At 46.5% G+C, this 23559-nt stretch carries 28 protein-coding genes, 1 tRNA gene and 1 other RNA gene; 9 read left to right on the top strand and 21 right to left on the bottom strand.

The genetic code is table 11. From position 1 onward, the window contains the following. Positions 1 to 3 precede the first annotated feature (3 nt). The 7 genes from SB752_RS24895 to SB752_RS24865 form a co-directional block, all read right to left on the bottom strand. A complete protein-coding gene (locus SB752_RS24895) occupies positions 4 to 474 on the bottom strand; it encodes an SRPBCC family protein (RefSeq protein WP_410718190.1) in 471 nt (156 codons plus the stop codon). Positions 475 to 579: 105 nt separating this feature from the next. Next, positions 580 to 1176, bottom strand: coding sequence for a recombination mediator RecR (gene recR, locus SB752_RS24890; RefSeq protein ID WP_049742884.1), 597 nt, complete (start codon positions 1174 to 1176; stop codon positions 580 to 582). Between the two features lie 39 nt (positions 1177 to 1215). Continuing rightward, positions 1216 to 1527, bottom strand: a complete 312-nt coding sequence (locus SB752_RS24885; protein WP_049742917.1) for a YbaB/EbfC family nucleoid-associated protein — start codon at positions 1525 to 1527, stop codon at positions 1216 to 1218. Positions 1528 to 1568: 41 nt separating this feature from the next. Then, the gene (gene dnaX, locus SB752_RS24880; RefSeq protein WP_410718189.1) at positions 1569 to 3275 is read right to left on the bottom strand and encodes a DNA polymerase III subunit gamma/tau; all 1707 of its coding nucleotides are present in this window, start codon (positions 3273 to 3275) and stop codon (positions 1569 to 1571) included. Between the two features lie 127 nt (positions 3276 to 3402). Then, positions 3403 to 4833, bottom strand: coding sequence for a PAS domain-containing sensor histidine kinase (locus SB752_RS24875; protein WP_410718188.1), 1431 nt, complete (start codon positions 4831 to 4833; stop codon positions 3403 to 3405). 302 nt (positions 4834 to 5135) lie between these two features. Beyond that, an RNA gene (gene ffs, locus SB752_RS24870) (signal recognition particle sRNA large type) lies at positions 5136 to 5400 on the bottom strand. Between the two features lie 102 nt (positions 5401 to 5502). Continuing rightward, complete coding sequence (locus SB752_RS24865; RefSeq protein WP_410718187.1) at positions 5503 to 7191, bottom strand: HD domain-containing phosphohydrolase; 1689 nt, start codon at positions 7189 to 7191, stop codon at positions 5503 to 5505. 201 nt (positions 7192 to 7392) lie between these two features. Here SB752_RS24865 and SB752_RS24860 point away from each other — a divergent pair, with 201 nt between their 5' ends. After that, positions 7393 to 8283 (top strand): EamA family transporter, encoded by an 891-nt coding sequence (locus tag SB752_RS24860; protein ID WP_410718186.1) that lies wholly within the window; start codon positions 7393 to 7395, stop codon positions 8281 to 8283. 13 nt (positions 8284 to 8296) lie between these two features. Here the strand turns inward: SB752_RS24860 and SB752_RS24855 are convergent, their stop codons facing one another. From SB752_RS24855 to SB752_RS24845, 3 genes are all read right to left on the bottom strand, one after another. Further along, complete coding sequence (locus tag SB752_RS24855; protein ID WP_410718185.1) at positions 8297 to 9175, bottom strand: DMT family transporter; 879 nt, start codon at positions 9173 to 9175, stop codon at positions 8297 to 8299. A gap of 106 nt (positions 9176 to 9281) precedes the next feature. Next, positions 9282 to 9938, bottom strand: a complete 657-nt coding sequence (locus tag SB752_RS24850; RefSeq protein WP_410718184.1) for a DedA family protein — start codon at positions 9936 to 9938, stop codon at positions 9282 to 9284. Positions 9939 to 9958: 20 nt separating this feature from the next. After that, on the bottom strand, positions 9959 to 10540 hold the full coding sequence (locus SB752_RS24845; protein WP_410718183.1) for a class I SAM-dependent methyltransferase: 582 nt from the start codon (positions 10538 to 10540) through the stop codon (positions 9959 to 9961). Positions 10541 to 10821: 281 nt separating this feature from the next. Here SB752_RS24845 and SB752_RS24840 point away from each other — a divergent pair, with 281 nt between their 5' ends. Then, entirely contained in the window at positions 10822 to 11130 is a 309-nt protein-coding gene (locus SB752_RS24840) for a DUF4870 domain-containing protein (RefSeq protein WP_213025550.1), read from the top strand. An 82-nt stretch (positions 11131 to 11212) separates the two neighbouring features. Here the strand turns inward: SB752_RS24840 and SB752_RS24835 are convergent, their stop codons facing one another. The 8 genes from SB752_RS24835 to SB752_RS24800 form a co-directional block, all read right to left on the bottom strand. Beyond that, positions 11213 to 11848: an NAD(P)-dependent oxidoreductase gene (locus SB752_RS24835; protein ID WP_410718182.1), complete on the bottom strand. Its 636-nt coding sequence runs from the start codon at positions 11846 to 11848 to the stop codon at positions 11213 to 11215. Positions 11849 to 12098: 250 nt separating this feature from the next. After that, positions 12099 to 12488, bottom strand: a complete 390-nt coding sequence (locus tag SB752_RS24830; protein WP_410718181.1) for a rhodanese-like domain-containing protein — start codon at positions 12486 to 12488, stop codon at positions 12099 to 12101. A gap of 24 nt (positions 12489 to 12512) precedes the next feature. Continuing rightward, positions 12513 to 12779 (bottom strand): metal-sensitive transcriptional regulator, encoded by a 267-nt coding sequence (locus tag SB752_RS24825; protein WP_410718180.1) that lies wholly within the window; start codon positions 12777 to 12779, stop codon positions 12513 to 12515. Between the two features lie 95 nt (positions 12780 to 12874). Next, positions 12875 to 13357, bottom strand: coding sequence for a DsrE/DsrF/DrsH-like family protein (locus SB752_RS24820; protein ID WP_410718179.1), 483 nt, complete (start codon positions 13355 to 13357; stop codon positions 12875 to 12877). Between the two features lie 84 nt (positions 13358 to 13441). Then, complete coding sequence (locus tag SB752_RS24815; RefSeq protein WP_410718178.1) at positions 13442 to 14230, bottom strand: sulfite exporter TauE/SafE family protein; 789 nt, start codon at positions 14228 to 14230, stop codon at positions 13442 to 13444. Positions 14231 to 14549: 319 nt separating this feature from the next. After that, positions 14550 to 14774 (bottom strand): sulfurtransferase TusA family protein, encoded by a 225-nt coding sequence (locus tag SB752_RS24810; protein ID WP_410718177.1) that lies wholly within the window; start codon positions 14772 to 14774, stop codon positions 14550 to 14552. A 109-nt stretch (positions 14775 to 14883) separates the two neighbouring features. Further along, entirely contained in the window at positions 14884 to 16260 is a 1377-nt protein-coding gene (locus tag SB752_RS24805; RefSeq protein WP_410718176.1) for a sensor histidine kinase, read from the bottom strand. A gap of 34 nt (positions 16261 to 16294) precedes the next feature. After that, the gene (locus SB752_RS24800; protein WP_410718175.1) at positions 16295 to 16981 is read right to left on the bottom strand and encodes a response regulator transcription factor; all 687 of its coding nucleotides are present in this window, start codon (positions 16979 to 16981) and stop codon (positions 16295 to 16297) included. A 157-nt stretch (positions 16982 to 17138) separates the two neighbouring features. Between SB752_RS24800 and SB752_RS24795 the strand changes: the two genes are divergently transcribed. After that, on the top strand, positions 17139 to 17891 hold the full coding sequence (locus SB752_RS24795; RefSeq protein WP_410718251.1) for a C40 family peptidase: 753 nt from the start codon (positions 17139 to 17141) through the stop codon (positions 17889 to 17891). Between the two features lie 74 nt (positions 17892 to 17965). Here SB752_RS24795 and SB752_RS24790 read toward each other — a convergent pair. Continuing rightward, a tRNA-Ser gene (locus SB752_RS24790) sits at positions 17966 to 18054 on the bottom strand. 171 nt (positions 18055 to 18225) lie between these two features. On the opposite strand from SB752_RS24790, the gene SB752_RS24785 reads away from it, so the two are divergent. After that, positions 18226 to 18945 carry a pseudouridine synthase gene (locus SB752_RS24785; protein WP_410718174.1) on the top strand — a complete coding sequence of 240 codons (720 nt, stop codon included), beginning with the start codon at positions 18226 to 18228 and terminating at the stop codon, positions 18943 to 18945. Positions 18946 to 19004: 59 nt separating this feature from the next. On the opposite strand, the gene tadA is transcribed toward SB752_RS24785, so the two are convergent. Together tadA and SB752_RS24775 are read right to left on the bottom strand one after the other, a co-directional pair. Then, on the bottom strand, positions 19005 to 19484 hold the full coding sequence (tadA, locus tag SB752_RS24780) for a tRNA adenosine(34) deaminase TadA (RefSeq protein WP_410718250.1): 480 nt from the start codon (positions 19482 to 19484) through the stop codon (positions 19005 to 19007). Beyond that, positions 19484 to 20080, bottom strand: a complete 597-nt coding sequence (locus SB752_RS24775; protein ID WP_410718249.1) for a nitroreductase family protein — start codon at positions 20078 to 20080, stop codon at positions 19484 to 19486. The genes tadA and SB752_RS24775 overlap by 1 nt, the downstream gene beginning before the upstream one ends. Before the next feature lie 110 nt (positions 20081 to 20190). On the opposite strand from SB752_RS24775, the gene SB752_RS24770 reads away from it, so the two are divergent. The 5 genes from SB752_RS24770 (at position 20191) to SB752_RS24750 (ending at position 23541) form a co-directional block, all read left to right on the top strand. After that, a complete protein-coding gene (locus tag SB752_RS24770) occupies positions 20191 to 20694 on the top strand; it encodes a DinB family protein (RefSeq protein WP_410718173.1) in 504 nt (167 codons plus the stop codon). 160 nt (positions 20695 to 20854) lie between these two features. Continuing rightward, entirely contained in the window at positions 20855 to 21352 is a 498-nt protein-coding gene (locus SB752_RS24765; protein ID WP_410718172.1) for a ribonuclease H-like YkuK family protein, read from the top strand. Between the two features lie 410 nt (positions 21353 to 21762). Beyond that, entirely contained in the window at positions 21763 to 22620 is an 858-nt protein-coding gene (gene glcT, locus SB752_RS24760) for a glucose PTS transporter transcription antiterminator GlcT (RefSeq protein ID WP_410718171.1), read from the top strand. 129 nt (positions 22621 to 22749) lie between these two features. Further along, positions 22750 to 23247 carry a PTS sugar transporter subunit IIA gene (locus SB752_RS24755; RefSeq protein ID WP_410718170.1) on the top strand — a complete coding sequence of 166 codons (498 nt, stop codon included), beginning with the start codon at positions 22750 to 22752 and terminating at the stop codon, positions 23245 to 23247. A 36-nt stretch (positions 23248 to 23283) separates the two neighbouring features. Further along, positions 23284 to 23541, top strand: coding sequence for an HPr family phosphocarrier protein (locus SB752_RS24750; protein ID WP_410718169.1), 258 nt, complete (start codon positions 23284 to 23286; stop codon positions 23539 to 23541). Positions 23542 to 23559: the final 18 nt, after the last annotated feature.

The raw sequence follows: 23559 nt of genomic DNA, 5'->3' as shown, positions 1-23559 counted from the left end.
TTGTCACCGAATACCTTGGGCCTGCGCTTCTGCCACACTCTTGATATACTCATTGCGCGTTCGTAAAAAATCGGTCATGTACTTTTCCAATACAAGCGAATCGACAATTTTGCCAAGTAGACCAAAGGGAGAGGTGTAATCAAATATGTCCAGCATCCGGGTCTGACTCTGTCCTAAAGGAATAAATTCATGCTCATGTCGAAACCGCTTGAATGCCCCGGACACCATCTCATCGACAAAATACCGCGGCTCCTCCATCTCGGTAATTTTGGCGGTCAAATTTTGCTTGATCCCAAAATGGACGGCTTCCCAGGTGACAGACTCCCCCAATTGTATCAATCCGCTCGTCACACCAGCGATTGCCCTTTCACGTGTATTCGCCGTTGACTCCATATGTAAATCAATACTCCTCGCTGCATCAAAACAGATTTGCTGAGGAGCCTGTATCAGAAATTCCATGCGGATGACCGGCATGTCGCTTCCCCCTTGGCTTTCTATCTTTATCCCGTTATCGAGTTTACCCTTTTCAAAAGAAAAATGAAAAAAGACAGGTACAAGAACCCTGTCTTCTCTTCGTTCCTATAGATCACGCCTGCCCTCGAGTGCCTTGGTCAGCGTTACCTCGTCCGCATATTCCAAATCTCCACCTACCGGCAATCCATGTGCAATGCGCGTAACACGAATCCCAAAAGGCTTGATGAGGCGGGATATGTACATCGCGGTTGCTTCGCCTTCGATGTTTGGGTTGGTCGCCAGGATGACTTCCTTTACCTGCTCATCTCCCAGACGCTTTAACAAATCAGGAATACGGATATCCTCTGGCCCAATCCCATCCATCGGAGAGATCGCGCCGTGAAGTACGTGATAATACCCTTCAAACTCTCTGGTTTTTTCCATAGCCACTACGTCTCTTGGCTCCTGTACAACACAAATGATCGATCCATCCCTACGCTTGTCGCGACAAATATGGCATGGATCCAAATCCGTAATGTTGTTGCAAACCGAGCAGTAGTGGAGTTGACGCTTAGCATTCACTAGCGCCTTCGCCAGATCCAGTACATCGTCTTCCTTCATATTGAGAACAAAGAAGGCAAGCCGCCCAGCGGTCTTGGGACCAATGCCAGGCAGTTTCATAAATCCTTCAATTAGCTTCGATACCGGTTCTGGATAGAACATCGCGTATTACTCCTTTACCTGTCTACACACTCTACCTGATTAAAACAGGCCTGGGATGTTCATGCCTCCAGTAAATTTGCCCATTTCTTTGCCTACCATCTCATCTGCCTTGCGCAGAGCGTCGTTGACAGCAGTCAAAACGAGGTCTTGCAGCATTTCTACGTCCTCAGGGTCTACTACCTCTGGCTTGATCACGATATCTTTAATTTGCTTGTGACCATCTGCTTTCACAAGCACTGCCCCGCCACCTGCGGAACCCTCTACGATTTTATCCTTCAAGCCCTCTTGTGCTTTTTGCATTTCGTCTTGCATCTTTTTCACTTGCTTCATCATTTGTTGCATTTGCTGCATGTTTTTCATTGGGGTGTTCCTCCCTTATTGTTATTATGAATTTAGTCTTTTACTTCCACAAGCCCTTCGCCAACGAGCTTTATTGCCTCAGCTAAAAAGGGGTCCTGGCCGTCATCGGCAGATTCATCCTTTTGCCCTATCTGCTCATCCACGCCTTGCCATTCTTCTTCCATGACGGATAAAAGCTGCAAGGGCCTGCCCAGCGCATTTGACATGACACGCTCAACTACGCTTCGAAGCTCAGGCTCCATGGTTTTGTCGCAGTGGATCGGGCTTTTAAAGGTGACCACGACTGCGTCGCTGCCAGCAGCAACTGGCTGACCATTTACGAGCCATGCCTGGTACTGGATCTTGACCTTTTTTAAATCTGTCAAAATCTGGCTCCATTGTCCACGTACCTGTTTCGTAAGGTTCTCATCCAGCGTCTTGGCTACTTCCCGTACCCGGTTAATTGGTGTACGAGAGCCTCCACCAGCCGCAGCAATACGTCTTGGCTCGACCTTTCGGGGTTCCTCTGCATTTGGTTGACCTGGGATCACTACCTGTCCCTGCAGCACTTGCGCCAATCTTTCTTCCAATACACGTATACGATTGGACATGCCGGACAGTTCCTCATTGTTCATCGGAGCAGCATCCTCTGCAGCTGCTCCCCCGCTTTGAGTCGCGGAAGGCTGACACATCTTGACCAGTGTCAGTTCCACTAAAACGCGAGCATAGGTTGACCATTTTAACTGGGCAAGCGCTGCATTGCACATCTCAATCGTCGCATACAGATCAGGTAACGTGTACAGCTTTGCCACTTCAGCGAACTGATCGTCTATCATTGTCCGCTCTACGATCTCTTCGAGCTGAGGAGCCGTCTTCAGTAGAAGCATGTCGCGGTAGTAGTAGAGAAAATCATGCAAAAATTGCTCAGGATCCTTGCCCTGTACCATCACCTGGTCAAACTGTTCCATGACCTGCGCTACATCGCGCCGGACAATATGATGGGCGAGGACGGAAAAGTAGGTTTGGGCCACCGTTCCGGTTATTTGCATGATATCACTTGCCCGAACCTCATCCTTGCTGTAGCTGATTGCCTGGTCCAAGAGGCTCAGTGCATCACGCGCACCGCCTTCTGCCATTTTCGCAACCAGCTGCAAAGCCTGCTCCTCTACTTGCACTCCCTGCGACTCACAAATCTTCTGGAGAAGATTAACCATTACCTTTAAAGGAATTCGGTGAAAATCAAATCGCTGGCAACGAGAAATGATCGTTGCAGGCAGCTTATGCGGCTCTGTAGTCGCCAAAATAAAAATGACGTGTGACGGTGGCTCCTCCAGCGTTTTCAGCAAGGCATTGAATGCCTCCGTCGTCAGCATATGCACCTCGTCAATAATGTACACCTTGTACCTGACGTCGCTAGGGGCAAATTTCACTTTGTCACGGATGTCACGGATTTCTTCGACCCCACGGTTAGACGCGGCGTCAATCTCCAGCACATCGGTCACGGAACCATTGGAGATTGCTTTGCATGTTTCGCATTGATTACACGGCTCGCCGTCTATCGGCTGCTCGCAGTTGACTGCTTTGGCCATGATCTTGGCCGCGCTCGTCTTACCCGTACCACGGGGACCGTTGAACAAATAGGCGTGGGACAGCCTGCTTTCGCGTAAGGCATTACGCAAAGTAATCGTCACATGTTCTTGTCCGACTACATCCTGAAACGTCTGTGGTCGATATACGCGATATAGCGCGGTATAAGCCATGTTCGTGTGACACTCCCCATCTGCACAGTCCTCTTCCATATTCTATTTATTATACACTATCGAGGTGGTTCGTACAAAGAAAACGCCCCATCACATGTGTGCGGGACGCTTCTGGTACATGCTGTTATTACAGATACGGCAGCATAATGTGAAAGGTCGTTCCGTATCCCTTTGACGAAACACGGATCTGTCCACCGATATCGTGTATGATTTTTTGACAGACAGACAATCCAAGTCCTGTCCCTTCTTCTTTTGTCGTAAAAAACGGATCGAAAATCTTGTCGATGATGTACAGCGGAATACCAGGTCCCGTATCGTGAATATCGATGCTCACACGATCGCCATCCTGATCGATATGGTGAGAAATCTGGAGTGTCCCCTGTTCTCCCATCGCCTCAATCCCGTTTTTACAGATGTTGATAAATACTTGCTTCAACAGCTCTGTGTCTCCAACCACCATCGGCATCTTCCCTTGTGAGGTAAAGCGAACATCAATCCCGTACAGAAGTGCCTGTGATTCGACAATGGGCAAAATCTCGTCAAAGACGGTGTTGAGATCCACCATGCAGTATTGAATATCTCGGGGCTTGCTCAAGAGTAAAAATTCACTGACGAGCGAATTGATCCGGTTAATCTCGGTCAGCATGATTTCGGTATACGTTTTTTCCCGATCCATGCCACTGTCACTGAACGACTTTAGGAACATTTGCAAAAATCCTTTGATAGACGTGAGCGGATTCCGGATTTCGTGGGCAGTGCCTGCAGCAATTTGTCCAATCATGGCTAGGCGTTCATTCCGCTCGATCTTTTGCTCAAAGGATCGCAAATTGGTGATATCTTTAAAAAGGACAAACGCACCGACGGTTTTGCCAGACTCGTCCTGTAACGTATTCGCATCGACAATCAGTTCATAACGCTGGTTGTCGTTTGTCCATGAAGTAGCGATATTTTGCAGCTTTACGCCTTCTAATAGCTCTTTTTTGATCAGACGGTGTTGTTCGGGTATGCCCGAAAAGACTTGGTCCACGTGCTTGTTTATCACATTCAGCCTATCCATGCCAAGCAGTTTGCATGCTGTCTGACTGGCTTCGATGATGTTGGAATGCTCATCTAAGATGAACAAGCCCAGACTTGTATCATGAGTAAGCTTTCCCAGCAGACGCTCAGACAGCGATTGATCGGTTTCCTTCACCAATTGACATAAATGAATGAGATACAACTCCTGTCCTTCTTCTTGCCGCAGTATCATCACAGTAGTTTTTCTGCTTCTCCCTTGTTTGTCACGCCATTCAATCTCGACGCTTGAACCTGATTCTGTCTCTCTGTGCAGAAGCTCCTCATACAATTGTTCCGCTGAGCCTTGGTAAGGAAGGATCGTTTGAAACGGTTGTTTCACAAGTTGATCACGTGAATATCCGGTTACACGAAGCAGTTGTTCGTTGACTTCCACGATACTACCCGCTTGATTCACCAATAAAACGGCAGTAGGCAGTTGATGCATGAACCGCTGCAATCGTCCGGACGAGCCTACGAGATGTAACGAAAAAGATGCACTCACAGCTTGTCCCCCCTGGCCTATGACGTACTTTAAGTGTGAAACCATATAGATGTGAATACTTCTACCATAATGAAAATTTCGTGAAAAAGTGCGTAAAACCTGCCCTTACAAGACCATAAACACGTGGAAATGTTTCGCTAGTTATCGCCAAAAATCAACAAAAAATGATTAGCTCGATTAATATTCTTCGCTTTATCAGACGTATTGGCACAGTCAATGTTTCCATTTTTTGTTGTATGAATAAATAAAAAATAGCATGCTCCCGTTAGGAAACATGCTATTTATACGTTCGTATAGAAGTACCGTGCACCTATCTTCGATAATTCTCATCCAAGCGTTACTTATGGTAGCAGCTCAGAACAGGCTACCCTGCGGCACACGCGATGATCCACTTATGGCTGCTTCCTTCCGGACCTGACCAGGTTCATGGGTTCGCGTTGCACAGGACCCGCTCCTCAACACCGCCGCCATAAGGCAGCCTCACATAAGAAAACCTAGGATAGGAATTCAACCCTGCTATTGCGGATTGCAGGTTACAGGGCACCGCAACCTCCCCGTCTAGCACGGTAGAATTAGAATACCAAAGATATGAAACGATAGCAAGGCGAAAACGCATCCAATGGAGGGAAAAGCATCCTGCACCCCACATTACAGGCTTCAGCCTCTACTTCAATCTCGCTGCTTTACCTGGAACGCGCCTTTGTCATACGCTTGCTGAAATACCTTGACGATTTTCGGATCAAACTGTGATTGAGAGCCGCGTAAAATTTCTTCGTAGGCTTCAGTAGCAGTCATTGCCTTTCGATAAGAACGTGTAGACGTCATCGCATCAAACGTATCAGCAACAGCAAGAATGCGCCCGATCAGGGGAATTTCTTCTCCCTTCAAGCGGTCTGGATAGCCGAATCCATCCCAGCGCTCATGGTGGTGTCTGACACCGGGACTGACATGAGCCAGGCTCTCGATCTGTTCTACGATGTCGGCGCCTATCGAGGAATGCTGCTTCATACGCTCATACTCCTCTTCTGTCAGTCTCCCGTTTTTCAGGAGAACATCATCAGGGATCGCCACTTTTCCGATATCATGCATCAAGCTGGCATAGCGAAGATCATCACGCGAAAACGTTTGGCAATCCACCGGGTCCATATGATCATAAATAATGAGTGCGTAATGGGTGACCCGCTCCGTATGTCCTGCCGTGTAAGGGTCCTTCATTTCTACTGCTAGATAAAAGCTGCTTACGATTTGGTCCAATTCTTTTTGCAGATATTCTCGCTCACGACCAATCAGAATGTGCAGCTGTTCTGCCATGTGATTAAATTTTCGCTCCAGAAGCGTTATTTCTTCCATCCCATGAATCGGAACACGTACAGAAAAGTCACCCTTCAATAATACATCTGTTGCTTGTACCAACGTATAAATCGGCTTGCTTACCCAATGGGAAAGTCTGTGGGCCACATATGCGGAAAACCCAACAATTAAAAAAATGATACAAAGCAAAATGAGGTGAAGGCGATCTAAACGGTTAGTAATATCATCTCCCGGCAGCCACTCTACGTACACGTTGCCACTGGTGGGTGAAACCTGGAGGAAGGCGTATACCAGCTTTCCGTTCTCACGAAAGGAAAAAACCTCTCCCTCTGGGGAAGCCTTCAATGACCTGCTCAAGTTGTCGTATTCAGACAGATCTTGAACCTGTTTCCCCAGCTTGGCTTGGTCAGAATGAATTAAAATTTTCCCAGTAGGTGAGATTACCATCAATTCTTTATGCGTATGTAATATGTTTGTTTTAAGCCAGTTTGCCAATAAATCCAATTTAATCTCTACTAACAAAATCCCTAAAGATTTCCCTTGGTTATCGCTTACTCGCTGTGAAACAAACATCGATTTTTGATTATTCATTTGATCCAAACGGCTGTACAGCCATACTTGACCGTCTTTGAGACCGATATCTTCCGGGTTCAGCCAAAATGGACGTTGACTCTTGCTATCCCATCCCGGCTCCTCCCTCATCGAAAAAGTGCTGAGGTCGTCTCGTAGCAAATGAATATTCCCTACGGCTTCATGGGCATGGGCAAAATGTAAAAAAACACTTCTCACCGAATTCACGTCAGAGAGACTACCTGCGGCCTTTAAAACGGGATCAACAGCGAGAAGGCTGGTTTCCTTTTGCATGTCCCGAAAAAAGAAGATCAGCTTTTCATCAATCAGGTTTAAATGCGTTCCTATGCTTGTTTCATATTGTCCATACACCGCCTCTTGCGCTTCTTTGTAGAAGAGAAAGCAAATAAACAAAATCGGGAGCAGGCTTAGCAACAGGAATGTTGCGAATAATCGGTCTTTTAGTTTTAAAAGCACTAGTCTCCCCCCTTCCTTTTCGCGCTGCAGGGATAAAGAAGTAACAGATGCAATCACGTGTCACTTCCCTATTTCCGCGCTAAAAGAAAAGGTAAACCTCTGTTTTTATCAGCCATGTTTTTTTTGGATACATAGACAAACATGAGAACGCGTATTATCCTAGCTAAGACAAAAAATGCTGTATGTAAGGAGATACATGATATGAGATACATACTACTGGTCTTTTTAGGGGCATGCAGCTACGGTATTTTATCGACCATCGTAAAACTCGCCTATGCGCAAGGGTACTCTCCAGCAGAAGTGATTGGCGGTCAGATGTTTTTCGGTTTTTTGCTTACCTGGCTTCCCGCTCTCTTCTTTTTGCGGACCAAGCCAAATAGACGGCAACTGCTTCTGCTTGTGGCAGTAGGTTTGGCCGTCGGCTCTACGGGCGTTTTCTATTACAATGCGCTGCAGTATATACCCGCTTCCATCGCCATTGTCCTGTTATTCCAATTTACATGGATGGGGGTCCTGGCAGAAGCGGTGATTTCCCGCCAGCTTCCCAACAAACAAACGCTGACCTCCCTCGGACTGCTGCTAGTCGGTACCATCTTGGCGGGAGGCTTGTTGGAAACGGGAGGTCTGGCACAGTTTAACTTCATCGGTGTCATTTTCGGATTACTGGCTGCTGTTGCTTACACATCATTTATCCTCTTCAGTGGAAAAGCGGCGGTCATCGTAAACCCATGGATTCGCAGCTCAGGCATGGCGACTGGGTCATTCTTACTCGTTGCATGCATTTATCCACCCGTGTTTATTTGGAACGGTGTTTTGTGGGATGGACTTTTCCCCTATGTGTTCTTGCTTGCCTTTTTTGGCATTCTCATTCCGACCGTTTGCTTCAATTTTGGTGTTCCTCACACAGGAGCAGGAATGGCTGCCATTTTAGGTGCTGCCGAGCTGCCTATGGCCGTTTTTTCTTCATTCATCATCCTGCATGAATCCGTTTCCCTGCTGCAAGTCACTGGCGTCATCGTTATTTTGATCGGAATCATCTTGCCCGAGCTCATGCGCAAGCGAGGAAAACGACAAAAAACGTCGCTTTCCTGACTTGCTTACACACTCACGTATCCTGGCTACTGAGCTCTGTTACGTATATTCCTGCCAGCATCAGAAACACGCCGGTCAACACTACAGCGGTTACTGGCTCCCCCCAAAGCATCCACGAAAAGAAAAACGCAAAAACAGCCTCAAGTGAGAGCAGTATGCTGACATGGACGGGCGTGGTGAATTGCTGGGCCTTGATCTGGACTACATACGCGAGCAGAGTTCCCACCAAGCAATCAAATAAATAGGCAAACCATCCATAGGAGCTGAGCGGCCCTGGAATCGGCTCAGTAAAAATCGCAATGCCCAAATCGATGAGTCCAACCACCAGCAGCTGGATCATCACGAAGCCCAGGGTGTCTATATTCGCATTTTTTTCATAGACACGATCGACCATCAAAATGTGCATGGCAAAAAAGATCGCACACAGAAAAACCAGCATGTCTCCCAAGGAGAGCCCGGTCCACTCCCCATCTCCAGACAGGCAAACGAGTCCGATGAAAGCCAAGATGCTTCCAATGATCGCTCCCTTACCCACGGCTTTTCGCCGCCACAAGAAGTACAGGAAGGGGACTAGGACTACATTCGTTCCGGTAATGACACCAGCCTTGCCCGGGGTCGTTCGATCAATGCCCAAGAGCTGCAAAGTAAACGCAGCACAGAGTACCACACCGCATAGCGCTCCTTGCACCCATACATCACGCCCAAAGTTTCTCACCCTTTTCCAAAGAAACGGAAGAAGGATCAATGCCGCCAGGAGGAACCGCGTTCCCAGAAAATAAAACGGTGTAATCTCCAGCAGCAAATCCTTGCTCAAAATAAAGGTATATCCCCAGGCCACTGCAATGATAAACAGCGACAAATCTGCCCAGAGTAATTGTTTTTTCGTTGCCACTCTCTCTTTCTCTCCTCTCACTCCCATCTATTATAAGGCTATCTATGAAAAGACAAAAAAAATCTTCCGCCGCAGCAGAAGATTCTCTTTGGTATCGATCCTTGCTTTATTCACTTCGTTCATTTTCATTTACTAGAGTCTTTGTTGATAAAACAGAGACTCTTTTTCTTTTCCAGACCTTATATCCATATATACTTGCACCCGCCACGAGCACCAAGACCGCAATCCCTACTACCAAGCCTTGGTTGAACATGCTTAGGAATGCATTCAGATTCGCTACATTATTTCCCATGAAATGTCCGGCAAAAAACAGGATCAAGGTCCACACAAGCCCTGTCGTATAGGAAAAAGCCGCGTAACGGCGAAACGTCATTTTTCCGATTCCCACGAGATAAGGGACAACATGTCGGACAACGGGCAAAAAATAACTGATGCACAGCGCATAGCTCCCGTATTTCTCCAAAAGAGACTGTGCCTGCTGCACGTATTTGCTCATTCCCTTTTTTCGCCCGATCCAGTTCAGAGCAGGTGCTCCCAGCATTCTTCCCAGGACGTACCCCAGTGACAAGCCGGAAACTACCCCCAAATACGTAGCGATGAAAGCAGGAAGAATCTCTAAAATATTCATTGAGGTCAAAACGCCTGCTGACAGGACGATAACCTCATCTGGAATCGGCATCCCAACAATACCAAGCCACAAAGTAAAAAAAAGAGCAAAATACCCAAACTGGCCCACTGACTCGGTCAGCATTTCCACTATCATTATTGACTATCCTCCTACCGTTATGCCTTGTGACAGACGTAAACAAAAGCAGGCGGTACATTGAATGGAACCATTTTTACTGATACGCTATCGAACACTGATAAAAGCTGCTTTTTCATTTGCAAGGAGTATTGAAATGCGACAAATACGCCTCCAGGCTTCAGTGTAGTGACGACCTGCTCCATGATCTGATCGCGCAGCGCTTGCGGGAAATTAGCAAACGGCAGCCCAGATATAATACAGTCTGCCTTTCCCAAGCCAGCCTCAGACAGAACTCGCCCCAAATCTACGGCATCCTCGTGAAAGAGGACATTCGGAAAAAGAGGCTCCAGCCTGTTTCTCATTGTGGTTTCCTTCTCAAAAGAAACCAACGTCGCATCAGGACGTTTCATCTCCTGAATCCATTTGGTGAATATTCCCGTTCCTGCACCCAATTCTACAATTGTATTTGCTTTTTCCCAGTCAATCGGCTTCATCATTTGTTTAGCTAAGGCGCGGGAGCTAGGCGTAATACTCCCGACTTGCCCTGGCGCCTGCAAGAAATTATAGAAAAACGTCAGCCGCTCTTTGATTCCAAGCGGTTGATGACAATCTATCATCATCTATTGGTCGCTCCCTTCACTTACGTCTTGTTTTGTATTGTAACGGATATCTATATAGTATTACGTGTCAAAAGGCAAAAGATTTTCTTAATTATTGATAAGAATTTAAAAACCAGGTTTTCTAGTAAGTTATCTAATCATAACAGTAATGGATTCCATTTCAAAATTCCTCCGTCTCAAGGCTGATCCAAAATCACGCTTTTGATGGTTTTGGTTCACCCCACAAGTACGTTACAATAAGATCAATCATTGAACCGTTCATAAAACGAGGAGGACTTATTATGGATTATCGAGGAGTAAAAGCGATTACTCATGCCAGCGCATTTTTCGCACCTTTTCTGGTGCCTCTCATTGTCTGGCTTTTGATGGCTGACCGTGAAGCAAAAAATATGGCATTGCAAGCTCTGTTGTTTCATCTGTTTATGGGGATTTTAGTCAGTATCTCCTGGGCACTTTCCTTCGTGATTATTGGGATCCCATTCTTGATCGTTTTCGGGCTGATGGCGATCTACTATCCAATCAAGGGTATTTTATACTCGTTGCAAGGGCGCCCGTTCCATTATCCGATTATCGGTTCGTTGGTGAGATAAGAACTTCCTGCCCAAATTGAAAAAAACAGGAAAAAAGACCAGTTCGCAAATTGCGATACTGGTCTTTTTGTTAATCAGCTTTTTATTTGGAGCCTACCGTGAAACGCTCGTTACGATGCTTTGGATTTTCGATCTCATCCAGAACCGCAATCGCATAGTCAGCATAGCTGACGTAGCTTTGACCGCTTGCGTTCACCAGCAAGTGATCTTTACCCAATTGGTATGCGCCTGTTCTTTCACCAGCTGGGTCAAAGAAAGCAGATGGGCTGATAAAAGTCCACTGAATGCCGTTTGTTTCTTGCAGGATGCGCAGGTTCTCACCCTGGTTTTGCGCTGTTGCCAGGTACTCCTTAGGAAAATCAGGAGTTTCGAGCACGCGTGTCGTTTTTGCTTCGTCTACAAATAGGCTGCCCGCGCCACCTACAACAAGCAATCTGGTAGTAGGAGCACCTTTCATTGCTTCGATCAAAGCATTACCTGCCTCGACATGAAGATGTTCTTTTCCTGCTGGCGCGCCGAATGCGTTAACCACAGCATCAAATCCGCTGAGATCGGCCGCTGTCAATGAAAACACATCTTTTTTCAGTACAGCTACGTTTGGTTCGCTGATTTTGGATGCATCGCGTACAATCGCGGTAACCTGATGGCCACGATCCAACGCTTCCTTCATAATTAATTGTCCTGCTTTGCCACTAGCTCCTACAATTCCGATTTTCATTTGTTTTCCCTCCGTCATATATGATTTGTTCGTTTCTGCTTGGTTATGAACACTTCTTTTGCAACAAGCGATTTGAAGTACCTAAATTCAGTTGTAACAAGAGAGGTTACATCCCATTCAAAAAATAATAGGCGACTAACCAATCGACCCGTTGTAATCATAATAGTTACAACACATGAAAAAGTCAAGCTAAAAAAATAGCGGCTACTCTAGATGCTTGAACACCTAGGAGTAGCCGACAATCCATTTCTTATTTCTTTTTTGTTGGCCCTGACCATGCTGTGATACCGCCTTGCAGGTGCGCCATTTTCTGTACGCCATGTTTTTTTAGTATTTTGGCAGCCTGCTTGCTGCGCATTCCGCTGCGGCAGTAGAGCAAGATGTCGTTCTTTGTAGAGATTTCCTTTACCCGACTGTTTAACTGGGACAAAGGAATGTTAATCGCCGTAGGAATGTGACCTGTCTTGAATTCATGCGGCTCGCGCACATCGATGAGCAGCACCTTGCTTTTTTGATTCACGCGTTCCTTGAATTGATCTGCTCGTAGTGTCTCCAAGCCTTTTACAGGAAGGAAACGGGAAACCAGATACCACGTAATCAATGCATAAGCAATGATGATAAGAATCGTAGAGAACTCCATGTGAACACCCTTTCCCATCTAAAATTAGCGGCTTTTCACGAGTAGCTCTACAGCCTCTTTTACCATCTTGCCAGTGTCTCTGCCCGCTACTTGTTCTTCCAGCAAACAACGCTGAAGATTTTCAGCCACGATCTGGGCGATTGCTCTGTCTGAAGCGTTTCGAACTGCTGATAGCTGCGCAACAACCTCTTTGCAGTTTTTCTGCTCGTCCATCATCTTCAACACGCCACGAACCTGCCCTTCAATTCTCTTCAAACGTCTCTTAATATCTTCACCATAGTTGTACTCCATGTGAATTCCTCCTGTTTCACATCACGCATACGTATACAGGTATATTATGCGATAGCCGAGCTTTGTCAAGCTACAGGGAAGTGAGCAAGTGTTAATTAAATAAATAGATTTACTTTTGCTTGTGTGGCATCTCCCAAATAAGCAGCTACGCCCGCATATTCCATGCCATCCAGCAATTCCTCCTGCTTTAATCCTAAAAGATCCATGGTCATTGTGCAGGCTACCAGTTTGACCCCTTGCTCTTGTGCCAGCTCGATCAGCTGCGGAAGTGACAGCACATTGTGCTTTTTCATGACGTGCTTGATCATTTCTGGCCCCATGCCCATCATGTTCATTTTGGACAAGCCCAGCTTTTTTGCGCCTCTAGGCATCATCCAACCAAACGCCTTTTCCAGAAAGCCTTTTTTGACGTTGACGAGCTCATCCTTTCGCATCGTATTCAATCCCCAAAAGGTAAAGAAAATCGTAACGTCATGATCGTAGGCAGCGGCACCATTCGCAATGATAAATGCAGCAATTGCTTTATCTAAATCCCCACTAAACAGGACAATCGTTGTTTTTTCTTTTTGCGTATCCATTTTGAGACCTCCCTCAATATACTTATACCACTATAGGTATTAAAATAGACGCAAAGAGCTCTTGCAATGAAAAGCTCCTTCTCTTTACAGGATATCACTCCAAATCTTGATCGCCGTCGCACAGATCAAAACAATCAGGCCATACCGAAGATACTTAACATCGATTTTTGCGCTGACGCGGCTACCCAGCGGCGCACCTAGCACGCTCCCTATTACCGTAAACATAACGGGCAAAACCGGAATATGTCCCGTAGTCAGCTTCCCTAATACACCACCAACAGCGGATATGAATACGATGGCAAGGGAGGAAGCAATCGTAACCCGTGTAGGAATTTTAAGAACGGTGAGCATGATTGGAATCAGGATAAAAGCTCCGCCCGCTCCTACAACACCAGAGACGATCCCGACACTGAAAGCAGAAACAATCGCAATCACACGACTGAACACAATCTCTCCTTCTGCTTCATCGCTTCCTTTGTTTTTTATGAGCATTAAGACGACTGCTACTATTGCTAAAATCCCGTAAACGAGATTAATGCTTTCACTCGACAAAAATGTAGAAATGAAGCCACCCAGCAAGCTCCCAATCAAAATACTGGCACCCATATCCCTCACGAGGCCTTTATGAATGAGTGCAGACCCTTTTCCGTTCCGTTTGCGAAAGGCAAGAACACCCGACAAGGATGCAAAAAACACCTGAAACATGGAGATCGAGGACACCTCTTGTGCGGTAAAGTGAGCTACACCGAGCAAAGCAGGTATAAACAGTAGCAAAGGGTAGTTGATTATCGCCCCGCCTATTCCGAGCAAGCCGGAGAAGAAGGAGCCGATAAAGCCTAAAGCAACCATCAAGAAAAATAAGTCAAAACCCATAAATCCTCCCTGCCTTCTCATCTTCTTGCACATGAGAACATGTAGACTACTTCTCAAATGATGAAACGTCAGGTAAAATAAAACCAAGTAAATTAATCAGAATAAGGTGATATCCCATGCTCCGTTATCTGAAATCCATTTTTCAGCATCGTTGCCCGACATGTAAAGAGCCGTTGCATACAAAAGTCGATTCCCTTCATTGCACCAAGCAATGTCCAAATGGTCATTATAGAGAAGAAACCTACTCCCCGCTAGGCGTCCGGATCGTCTATGAAAATCGGGAATAAGCGAACACTGCATCAGTTGTTCGCTTATTTTTTTATCCCTTTTTCACGAGAAATTTGTATACACCGTTCTCTTCCTCATGGGAAATCATTTCATTCTGGGTTTGCTTCACCCACGCCGTAAAGTCATTCAAAGAGCCTTTGTCCGTAGACAATACTTCCATCGTTTGACCTGACTCAAGACTATCCAACGCTTTTTTCGCTTTGACGATCGGCATTGGACATGCCAGTCCTTTTGTATCCACTGTGATATCTGCCATTTTATTTTCCTCCTTTTGAGTAGCAAAATCAACCTAATACTAATACCCCTATAGGTATATAATATAGTCGGATGATCACTCTGTCAATACATCTTCCCTAACTGGGGATTCAATCCTTTTGTGTATGGGATGCTTTGCTCAACTGGACATGTACTGTTGTCCCGCCTTGTGAGGAAGAACTGATTGTAATCATTCCCTGATGGTCAGTGATGATCGATTGCGCGATCGCGAGCCCAATTCCGTTCCCACCTCTTATCCGGTTGCGCGATTTGTCTACCCGATAAAATCGCTTGAAAAGATGAGGAATCTCGCTCTCCTGTATACCTATCCCCGTATCCTCAATCGTAATATGCACCCATTTCTCATCACTATATGCCCTTACCTCTACTTGTCCCCGATCGGTGTATTTGCGGGCATTATCCAACAGTATATCGAGCAATTGCCTCATTCTTTCCCGATCCATGTACAAAAACAGCGGTTCCGCCCATTCAAAGGACAGCTCGATCTGTGCCGGATAAACGGGAAGCCACGCCTGCTTTACTTCAAGCAGCAGTGGAATCAGCGACTGAATCGTTTTGTGCGAGCTCATCTGAGGTGCATCCTGCAGCTTGGCTAGTGAGAGCAGATCCTCGATTAATCGTGATAGCCGGTCACACTCCTGGCTCAGCGCGAAGAGTGCCTCGTCCCTAATCTCAGGCTTATGCTTTCCCCATCTTTGCAGCAGGCTGACATATCCTTCGATAATGGTCAGCGGTGTACGTAATTCATGTGAGGCGTCGGTTACAAACCGTTGCTGAGATACGAGTGCTTCCTCCATGCGATCCATGAGCAGGTTGAAGGCATGAATCAGCTCGTATATTTCCGTTTCCACGTTATAATGATGGATTCGTTGCGATAGACGCTGCGGAGAAATCGAGTGGATCTGCATAATAAGCTGATCCAGTGGTCTAAGACCCCACTTGCTCAAAAAGTAGCCGCCCACCCCTGAAAGAGCAAGCGTTATTGAGGAAGACAGCAGTAGAATCATGAATAAAATCGTAAAGTACCATTTGAGCGCTGACGTCGATTCACTTATCTGGACAAGCATTGGATGGGCTGGTGATGGCAAGCGCACAGATTCTTCGGCAACCAGGATTCTTTCATAAAAGTCGTCCGGTTCCTTGTTCCAGTTGGCTCCTACAATCGATGCCAGCTTCTTTCCATTTTGAACATCAATGAGTGTGATTGATTGATTACTGTCTGAGTAGTTCATCAGCAGCCGTGACAAATACGAAATATCGAGCGTGGAATCCTCTGTAATCTCAGTTGTGACGTCCGAGGCGATAGCTACAGCCTTTTGATTGAGGAGCTGCTGTTCGTGCTGATAAACGAGATTGGACGTACTCCAAAAAATAAACACCGTAAGAAAAAGCAGCAAGACAAGCATGCCAGTGGTAAATAAAAAGGTAAGTCTCCATTTCAGGGAGTATCTTCGATGTAATAACAACGCGATCACCTATTTAACGAGATAAAAGCAGGTACTATTCTCGCAGCGTATACCCAATTCCTCTTACGGTATGAATAAGCTTGATCGATGAGCCATCTTCCATTTTGTTTCGCAAATAACGGATGTATACATCAACTACGTTTGTATTCCCCATAAAGTCGAATCCCCATACAGAGGACAAAATTTGCTCGCGCGAAACCGCCTGCTCCTTGTGCTGCACCAGGAAATTTAACAGGTCAAATTCCCGTGGAGTGAGTAAGATTTCTTCGTCCGCTTTGAATACACGCCTAGCGCTCGGTAAGATTCGCAGATCACCGATAAGAAGGTCCTGATTTCCTTTTGTCTCCTTTCTCCGCAATTGGGCCCTGATACGAGCAAACAGCTCTTCGATCGAAAACGGCTTGGTCACATAATCATTGGCGCCACTATCGAGCCCAGTCACAATATCAGGAACCTCACCACGGGCCGTAATCATAATAATCGGGATCTGGCTTACCTCTCTGACACGCCTGCATACCTCAATCCCCGACAGCTCAGGCAGCATGATGTCCAATAAAATCAGGTCGTGTACGTTTTCATAAGCCTTTGCCAGCCCTGCGGGTCCATCGTATACGACATCCGTCGTAAATCCCTCATTCTCCAGCTCCAGCTGTAAATACCGGGCCAAATTTTTTTCATCCTCTACGATGAGGACATGCCCTTTGGTATCTGCTCCTGACATGTAGATCACTCCGATACTTGAGAAAAAGTGAAGATCTTACCAACAGTCTTCTCATGAAACTCTAATGAAATTCTACCGGGAATCTTAGTTTTGATCTGTAGGATGTAATAAGAGCAAATAATCTAGCAATAAGATCACAGCTAGGAGGAGGAAAATGATGATAAAACGAAACTGGAAAGGTACAACCAACACGGTATTAGCGATTCTCATAGGTACTTCTCTCTTATTCGGTGTAGGTGGACAAGCCTATGCGGCAAAAGAAAAAAGCCACAAGTCACAAACCGAGCAAAAACAGCAGAAAAAAACGAAGAAAAAGAAGAAGAAAAAGCAAAAGAATCAAGAAATCACCAAGAACAATTCGCACGCCCAAAATAGTGGGAATACTCAAAACAAAGCAACCAAAAAGAAAAAAGCCAATGAGGCGTCTAAGACAGCTAAAAAGAAGAAAAAGAACAATAATCAGCTGAATGCCACACAAGCAGATACATTTGCTGCTAAAGCGACTGCCAAAAGCGCCAGCTCACAAGCGAATAAAGCAAGCCAGGTGATTTCGACCGGATTACGCTACAAAGGTGTACCGTACAAATTCGGCTCAAGTAAAAACACGACCCGAACGTTCGATTGCTCTTCCTTTACCCAGCGTGTGTTCAAGCAGGTAGGAATCAAGCTACCTCGTGACTCTCGCCAACAGTCCAAGGTCGGCAAGCACGTATCAAAGGGTCGGCTTAAAAAAGGCGACCTCGTTTTCTTCCGAAGCTATGGCAGCGCCTCTCCCCGAATCACTCACGTTGCCATTTATGCCGGCAACAACACTCTGCTGCATACGTATGGACGCCCTGGTGTAACTACTACCAAGTTCCGCGGGACTTCCTGGGAGCAACGGTTTGAAGGAGCCAGGCGTGTTTTGTAATCGAAATGGTTTTTTAACATAATAAAAAGCATAACGTCGCTAATACAGCAACGTTATGCTTTTCCTTTTTTAAGCGGAGAGAGTGGGATTCGAACCCACGCACGCCTCACGACGCCTAACGCATTTCGAGTGCGTCCCCTTATGACCACTTGGGTATCTCTCCATAGTAGTTTGTCAGAAACATTACTTACTATAGCAAATCGTCATCAAAAGTGCAAGACTTTGGTCATCTGCGTTCCACTTGATTTGCGTGTTGGATTAGGCCAAACTAGTATCAATGTACAAAAATGGTCATGACCGTTTTGGCTTAAAAGACGAAAAGCGAGGAACATACATGAAACGAGAACGTTTGGACAAAGTGCTGGCCAACATGGGATTAGGCACGCGCAAGGAAGTGAAGGTACTGGTAAAGCAAGGCTTGGTCGTAGTTGAGGGCGTGGTCGCTACTGATCCAGGCATGCATGTGATTGCAGATGAACAGGATATCGTTGTGGACGGAGAGCCGCTCAATTTCAAGCGTTGGGTCTATGTGCTCCTGAATAAGCCACCTGGGGTGGTTTCTGCAACCGAGGACAATGTCCATGAAACGGTTGTCGATTTACTGCCTTATGAATGGGCAATCAAGGTACATCCTGTTGGCAGGTTGGACATTGATACAGAAGGTCTCTTATTGTTGACCAACGATGGTCAGCTATCGCATAGTCTGCTCTCACCGAAAAAGAAAGTCGACAAGGAATACTTCGCGGGTATCGATGGCCGGGTAACAGAAGAGCATGTTCAAGCGTTTGCCAAAGGGGTTGAGCTGGAGGACTTTACTACGCTGCCAGCCAAGCTGGAGATTCTGTCTTCGGGCGAGACTTCCGAAATTCGAGTGACGATTATGGAAGGAAAGTTCCATCAGGTAAAGCGGATGTTTGCCGCTTTTGGATTGCAGGTCACCTATTTGCAGCGCGTTCGCATGGGTCCTCTCCACCTCGATCCGTCATTGAAGCCAGGTGAATACCGGGAACTGACGGAAGAAGAGCTGGACATGCTGCAAAATGTAAATAAATAAGCGAAAAAAAGCCGCCGGGTACGCCATGCTTGTCCCGAGCGGCTTTCCTTTTGTTCAGGTTAGTCCTGTGCTTGTTGTCGCTTTTTTCGTAAACCGCGAAAGAAATCCTTGAGCAGCTGTGCGCATTCCTCTGCAAGTACCCCTTCTATAACAGGAACCTGATGGTTAAAGCGCGGCTCTTCTAAAAGGTTCATCAATGTCCCGGCACAGCCAGCCTTTGGATCGCGAGCACCGTATACGACCTGCTCGATCCTACTCTGTACGATCGCGCCTGCGCACATCGGACACGGCTCAAGCGTCACGTATAAGGTACACCCGATTAGTCGCCAGCCACCCAGTTTTTCGCTAGCTTCACGGATCGCGATCATTTCCGCGTGCAAGGTGGGGTCTTTTTGCGTTTCGCGCAAGTTATACCCTCTTCCTACGATTTCCCCGTTGCGCACAATGACCGCTCCGATCGGAACCTCACCGATTACCGCTGCCTTCCCGGCCTCTTCGATAGCGGCCATCATAAACTTCTCGTGTTCGACCGATGACATCACTTTTTAGCAAATACTCCTTCAAACACTGTTTCAGACAGATCGCGGCGGCTCGATGGCTTTTCCCGCTCCTGCATCGCTTCAGACAACGCTTCTTTTTCTCCTTGATAGCCTATGGCAATCACGGCATGCGCCTCATAATCTTCAGGAATTCCCAGCACTTCTCGCGCTTTTTCCGGGTCAAATCCTCCCATTGCATGTGTAACCAAGCCTTGTCTGGTCGCTTCCAGTGCCAAGTAGCCCCAGGCAGTCCCTGCATCAAACGCATGCGCACGATTGTGCGTACCACGGGAACCCATCGTTTTGGAGACTATCAGAACCAGCACTGGAGCCTTTTCGCACCAAATGCGATTTCCATCCGCGATAAATGGATAAAAGCGTTGCTTGTCTTCTTCCGTGCGGGCAACGATAAACCGCCATGGCTGCTCATTGCTTGCAGACGGCGCCCAACGTGCTGCTTCAAAGATGCTGTTGAGGACTTCATCGGGAATCGAGTCCGATTTGTAAGAACGCGGCGACCAACGATTTAAAAACACAGGATCAATTTCATGACCTGCGTGGCGATGTTCTTTTACTTGTGGAAGATACTCATTCATCATGGTGAAAAACCTCCTGCAAATTTTTTACAAGTTGTGCTGGATAAATCTTATTTCTTTCGTGTATAATATAGAACAAATGTTCTTATTACCTATTAGGAGGGTTATGCATGTTCACTACCATTGAGTCATTCGTAAAGCTGTGGGAGGTTGAAGCCAGGAATACCCAACAAATTTTGGATGCATGTACAGATGCGTCTCTGCAACAAAGCGTGACGAGCGACCACAGAACGTTGGGACGTCTTGCCTGGCATGTCGTTACGTCGGTCCACGAGATGCTCACTCGCACTGGGCTGCAATTTGCAGGGGCAGAGCCTGATTCTCCCATCCCTAATACCGCACAAGAAATCAGTGCCGCATGGACAAAAACAAGCGAAGCAATGGTTCAAGCTTTGCGCGATCAATGGAAAGACAGCACCCTGCAAGAGGAATCAGATATGTATGGTGATCAATGGCCCAATGGTGTGACCTTGCAAATTTTGATTCATCACATGATTCACCATCGCGGACAAATGACTGTCCTCATGCGTCAAGCAGGTTTAAAAGTACCTGGTATCTATGGTCCAACCCTTGAAGACTGGGCTTCATTTGGCATGGAAGCACCAACCTTATAGGACGCTTCTTCCACAACAAAGCCCTTTTTTATTGCAGATATCGTTGATTGACGAAGTTTTTGTCCGAACCTGCTCACATACTCTCTGCGAGATTACATACATTAATGATGTACGGAAGTTCTATGTAATCGATAGACAGCCTCTATTTGGAGGGATGTGAGTGGGCTTAACCTCAGCAAGCACCTTGTTTGATTGCTTTCACAGTCCGACTAGAGGGCTACTGGCCAAGGAGGACGTATTCTCCCACATTGAACAAACGATATCGACTCTGTCAGGTCCGTTCGAGATTATCGTGGGAGCCGATTCACAGCTAAAAAGTCGTGGGACGTTTTTTGCCCTTGTCATTACGATTATTCGTGCTGGACACGGAGGCACGTTCTTTTATCACAAGTTCCAGGAACGACGATACTCATCGCTTCAGCAGCGTATTTTCCAAGAGGCGATGTACGCAGTCGGGCTGGCAAGTGAAGTCCGCGAATATCTTCGTGAGCGTAATCATGATACCCCGATTCGGCTTCATTTTGACATCGGTAAAAACGGTCCTACCCGTAAGTTTATCCAATCTCTGTTGAGCTTAGCGGAAACTAATCATTTTCGGGCAGAGATCAAACCGAATTCTTTCTGTGCCTCGACGATTGCGGACAAATTTACAAAGTAAACGAACGAATGACGATTACCCAAGTAAAAAAGCATCAGGCGGAATGCTCTATTGCATCCGCCCGCTTTGTTTTAGACGAAGTACGGACATGCTCGATCACCTATTCGGGACTGACCTGTTTAACTCCTGCCCAATCCGATCCTCCAAACTGTATGGTGACGTGCTCACCTGCGATCTTCTTGGTCATATTCAGTTACCATTTCAACATAGAACGTTATCCGCTCCCTAAAAAGTTCCAACTTTTTAATCACCTTGGTGATTGACAATATACAAGACGTCAGCTATGATAAGCAATAATTGAAGCGCTTTCACACGGCGTGTTACTGATGATGCAGGCATGAGCCGAGAAGATCTTTTTATTGATAAAAAGGTTTTTTCGGCTCTTTTTTGTCTAAAGGTGGTGGAATTGGTTGTCCCATGAACAGGAGAAAACATATACGATCACGCGTGTGTTAAACCACAACGTCGTACTTGTGGAGGAGCCTGGCTCCAAACAGGAGATTGTGCTATTCGGAAAAGGAATCGGATTCAGCACAAAACCCGGGAACATCATTCCTGCCCATGACCAACGTGTGGAGAAGCGTTTCAGATTGGAAAATGAAAGTCATCAGAAGCAGTATCAAACGTTGCTCAGTCAAGTCGACCCAGCCGTTGTGGGAATCGCGGAAGAAATCATTGCTCTGATTGCCACTGAAATCACGCCACAATTGAACGAACACGTCCACGTAGCCTTGCCTGACCATATCCAGTTCGCTATCTATCGATTGAACACTGGCATGGAGATCGTGAATCCATTCCTGTTTGAGATCCAGACCCTGTACACGAAAGAGTACGCACTGGCAAAACGGGCAGCGGAAATGATCAAAAAGGCGTTTGCGCTGGACATTCCTGACAGTGAAATCGGCTTTCTTGCTCTGCATATTCATTCTGCAATCAGCTACGTGCCTGTGAAAAAGGCCGTTCAGTTCACCAACATCATCAGTGAACTGGTGAATATAATTGAGCAACGAACGGGAAAAACCATCGAAAGAAGTACCGTCGATTACGTTCGCCTCATTACTCATCTGCGGTTTGCCGTAGAACGAATTCGGCAACAAAAGTCGATTATCAATCCACTTTTGGACCGAGTCAAAACAACGATTCCCGAAGCATACGAGCTTGCCTCTGAGCTAGCTTCCTATATCTCTTCCCGTCTCGAGGTAACCGTACCGGAGGACGAGGTCGGATACATGGCTTTACATGTGTATCGCTTATCCCAACAATCCTAAATACAACTTAATCCTGCGTGTTACTAGTTCGACTAGGCATGAGCGGTGAGATCATACGGACATAGTAAGTATGTCGTATGTATTTGCCGTCTCATGCCTATTTTCGTTCAGACGCAAAAGGAGGAAATTATGTTACGCAGCTTATTTTCCCGTAAAAAACAACAACAAGAAGTATCTTTTCTAGCTCCATTAACCGGTACAGTTGTGCCTCTTTCCGAGGTACCCGACCCTGTCTTCGCCCAACAAGTAGTCGGTGACGGCGTTGCGATTTTGCCAACTGAAGGACTACTACTTTCACCAATTGATGGTAAGGTCACACATCTCTTCCCCACTCATCACGCAATTGGACTGACAGCGGATAGCGGGCTGGAGATTTTGATGCACATCGGAATTGATACCGTCAAGCTGAAAGGTCAGGGCTTTACCCCCTTTGTTGCAGTAGGTGACCAGATCAAAGCTGGTGATAAATTGATTCAGTTCGACACAGGTGTTCTTCAGGAAGCCGGATGCCCGATTGTCACTCCTATCGTTATTACAAACGGGGATTTGGTAGCAGAAAAAAACATTGTCGCCAAAACAACGGTGCAGGCAGGGCAAGAGCCGCTCATGACCGTCGTTTTAAAATAGATGCTTGCATGCCACAGGTCATAAAGGAGGTAGCGCATGATTGAATTTCAGGTAACGGTAATGGTCGAGGGTGGGCTTCATGCTCGTCCAGCCGCTCTTTTAGTTAACCTGTCAGCCCAATCCCAATCGAAAATCACCGTGAACAAGGGAGATAAACAAGCGGATGGCCGCAGTATTCTTGGCATCATGACATTAGGTGTCGCACAGGGTGATCACCTCACAGTCCAAATCGAGGGCTCGGATGAGCAGCATGTAGCCCTGGCTATTCAGCAAATGTTTCACGCAAGCTCCTGATAGAGGGAAGGTGAATCG

This window comes from Brevibacillus sp. SIMBA_040, from assembly GCF_046535075.1.
Lineage (GTDB): Bacteria > Bacillota > Bacilli > Brevibacillales > Brevibacillaceae > Brevibacillus.
This window is presented reverse-complemented; position numbering and strand designations above follow the sequence as displayed.

Bases quoted from the DNA above. Each gene is read 5' to 3' on its own strand.
- SB752_RS24895 (WP_410718190.1), bottom strand. From the start codon at position 474: ATGCCGGTCATCCGCATGGAATTTCTGATACAGGCTCCTCAGCAAATC.
- recR (WP_049742884.1), bottom strand. From the start codon at position 1,176: ATGTTCTATCCAGAACCGGTATCGAAGCTAATTGAAGGATTTATGAAA.
- SB752_RS24885 (WP_049742917.1), bottom strand. From the start codon at position 1,527: ATGCAGCAAATGCAACAAATGATGAAGCAAGTGAAAAAGATGCAAGAC.
- dnaX (WP_410718189.1), bottom strand. From the start codon at position 3,275: ATGGCTTATACCGCGCTATATCGCGTATATCGACCACAGACGTTTCAG.
- SB752_RS24860 (WP_410718186.1), top strand. From the start codon at position 7,393: ATGAGATACATACTACTGGTCTTTTTAGGGGCATGCAGCTACGGTATT.
- SB752_RS24850 (WP_410718184.1), bottom strand. From the start codon at position 9,938: ATGATAGTGGAAATGCTGACCGAGTCAGTGGGCCAGTTTGGGTATTTT.
- SB752_RS24845 (WP_410718183.1), bottom strand. From the start codon at position 10,540: ATGATGATAGATTGTCATCAACCGCTTGGAATCAAAGAGCGGCTGACG.
- SB752_RS24840 (WP_213025550.1), top strand. From the start codon at position 10,822: ATGGATTATCGAGGAGTAAAAGCGATTACTCATGCCAGCGCATTTTTC.
- SB752_RS24835 (WP_410718182.1), bottom strand. From the start codon at position 11,848: ATGAAAATCGGAATTGTAGGAGCTAGTGGCAAAGCAGGACAATTAATT.
- SB752_RS24830 (WP_410718181.1), bottom strand. From the start codon at position 12,488: ATGGAGTTCTCTACGATTCTTATCATCATTGCTTATGCATTGATTACG.
- SB752_RS24825 (WP_410718180.1), bottom strand. From the start codon at position 12,779: ATGGAGTACAACTATGGTGAAGATATTAAGAGACGTTTGAAGAGAATT.
- SB752_RS24820 (WP_410718179.1), bottom strand. From the start codon at position 13,357: ATGGATACGCAAAAAGAAAAAACAACGATTGTCCTGTTTAGTGGGGAT.
- SB752_RS24815 (WP_410718178.1), bottom strand. From the start codon at position 14,230: ATGGGTTTTGACTTATTTTTCTTGATGGTTGCTTTAGGCTTTATCGGC.
- SB752_RS24810 (WP_410718177.1), bottom strand. From the start codon at position 14,774: ATGGCAGATATCACAGTGGATACAAAAGGACTGGCATGTCCAATGCCG.
- SB752_RS24800 (WP_410718175.1), bottom strand. From the start codon at position 16,981: ATGTCAGGAGCAGATACCAAAGGGCATGTCCTCATCGTAGAGGATGAA.
- SB752_RS24795 (WP_410718251.1), top strand. From the start codon at position 17,139: ATGATAAAACGAAACTGGAAAGGTACAACCAACACGGTATTAGCGATT.
- SB752_RS24785 (WP_410718174.1), top strand. From the start codon at position 18,226: ATGAAACGAGAACGTTTGGACAAAGTGCTGGCCAACATGGGATTAGGC.
- tadA (WP_410718250.1), bottom strand. From the start codon at position 19,484: ATGTCATCGGTCGAACACGAGAAGTTTATGATGGCCGCTATCGAAGAG.
- SB752_RS24775 (WP_410718249.1), bottom strand. From the start codon at position 20,080: ATGAATGAGTATCTTCCACAAGTAAAAGAACATCGCCACGCAGGTCAT.
- SB752_RS24770 (WP_410718173.1), top strand. From the start codon at position 20,191: ATGTTCACTACCATTGAGTCATTCGTAAAGCTGTGGGAGGTTGAAGCC.
- SB752_RS24755 (WP_410718170.1), top strand. From the start codon at position 22,750: ATGTTACGCAGCTTATTTTCCCGTAAAAAACAACAACAAGAAGTATCT.
- SB752_RS24750 (WP_410718169.1), top strand. From the start codon at position 23,284: ATGATTGAATTTCAGGTAACGGTAATGGTCGAGGGTGGGCTTCATGCT.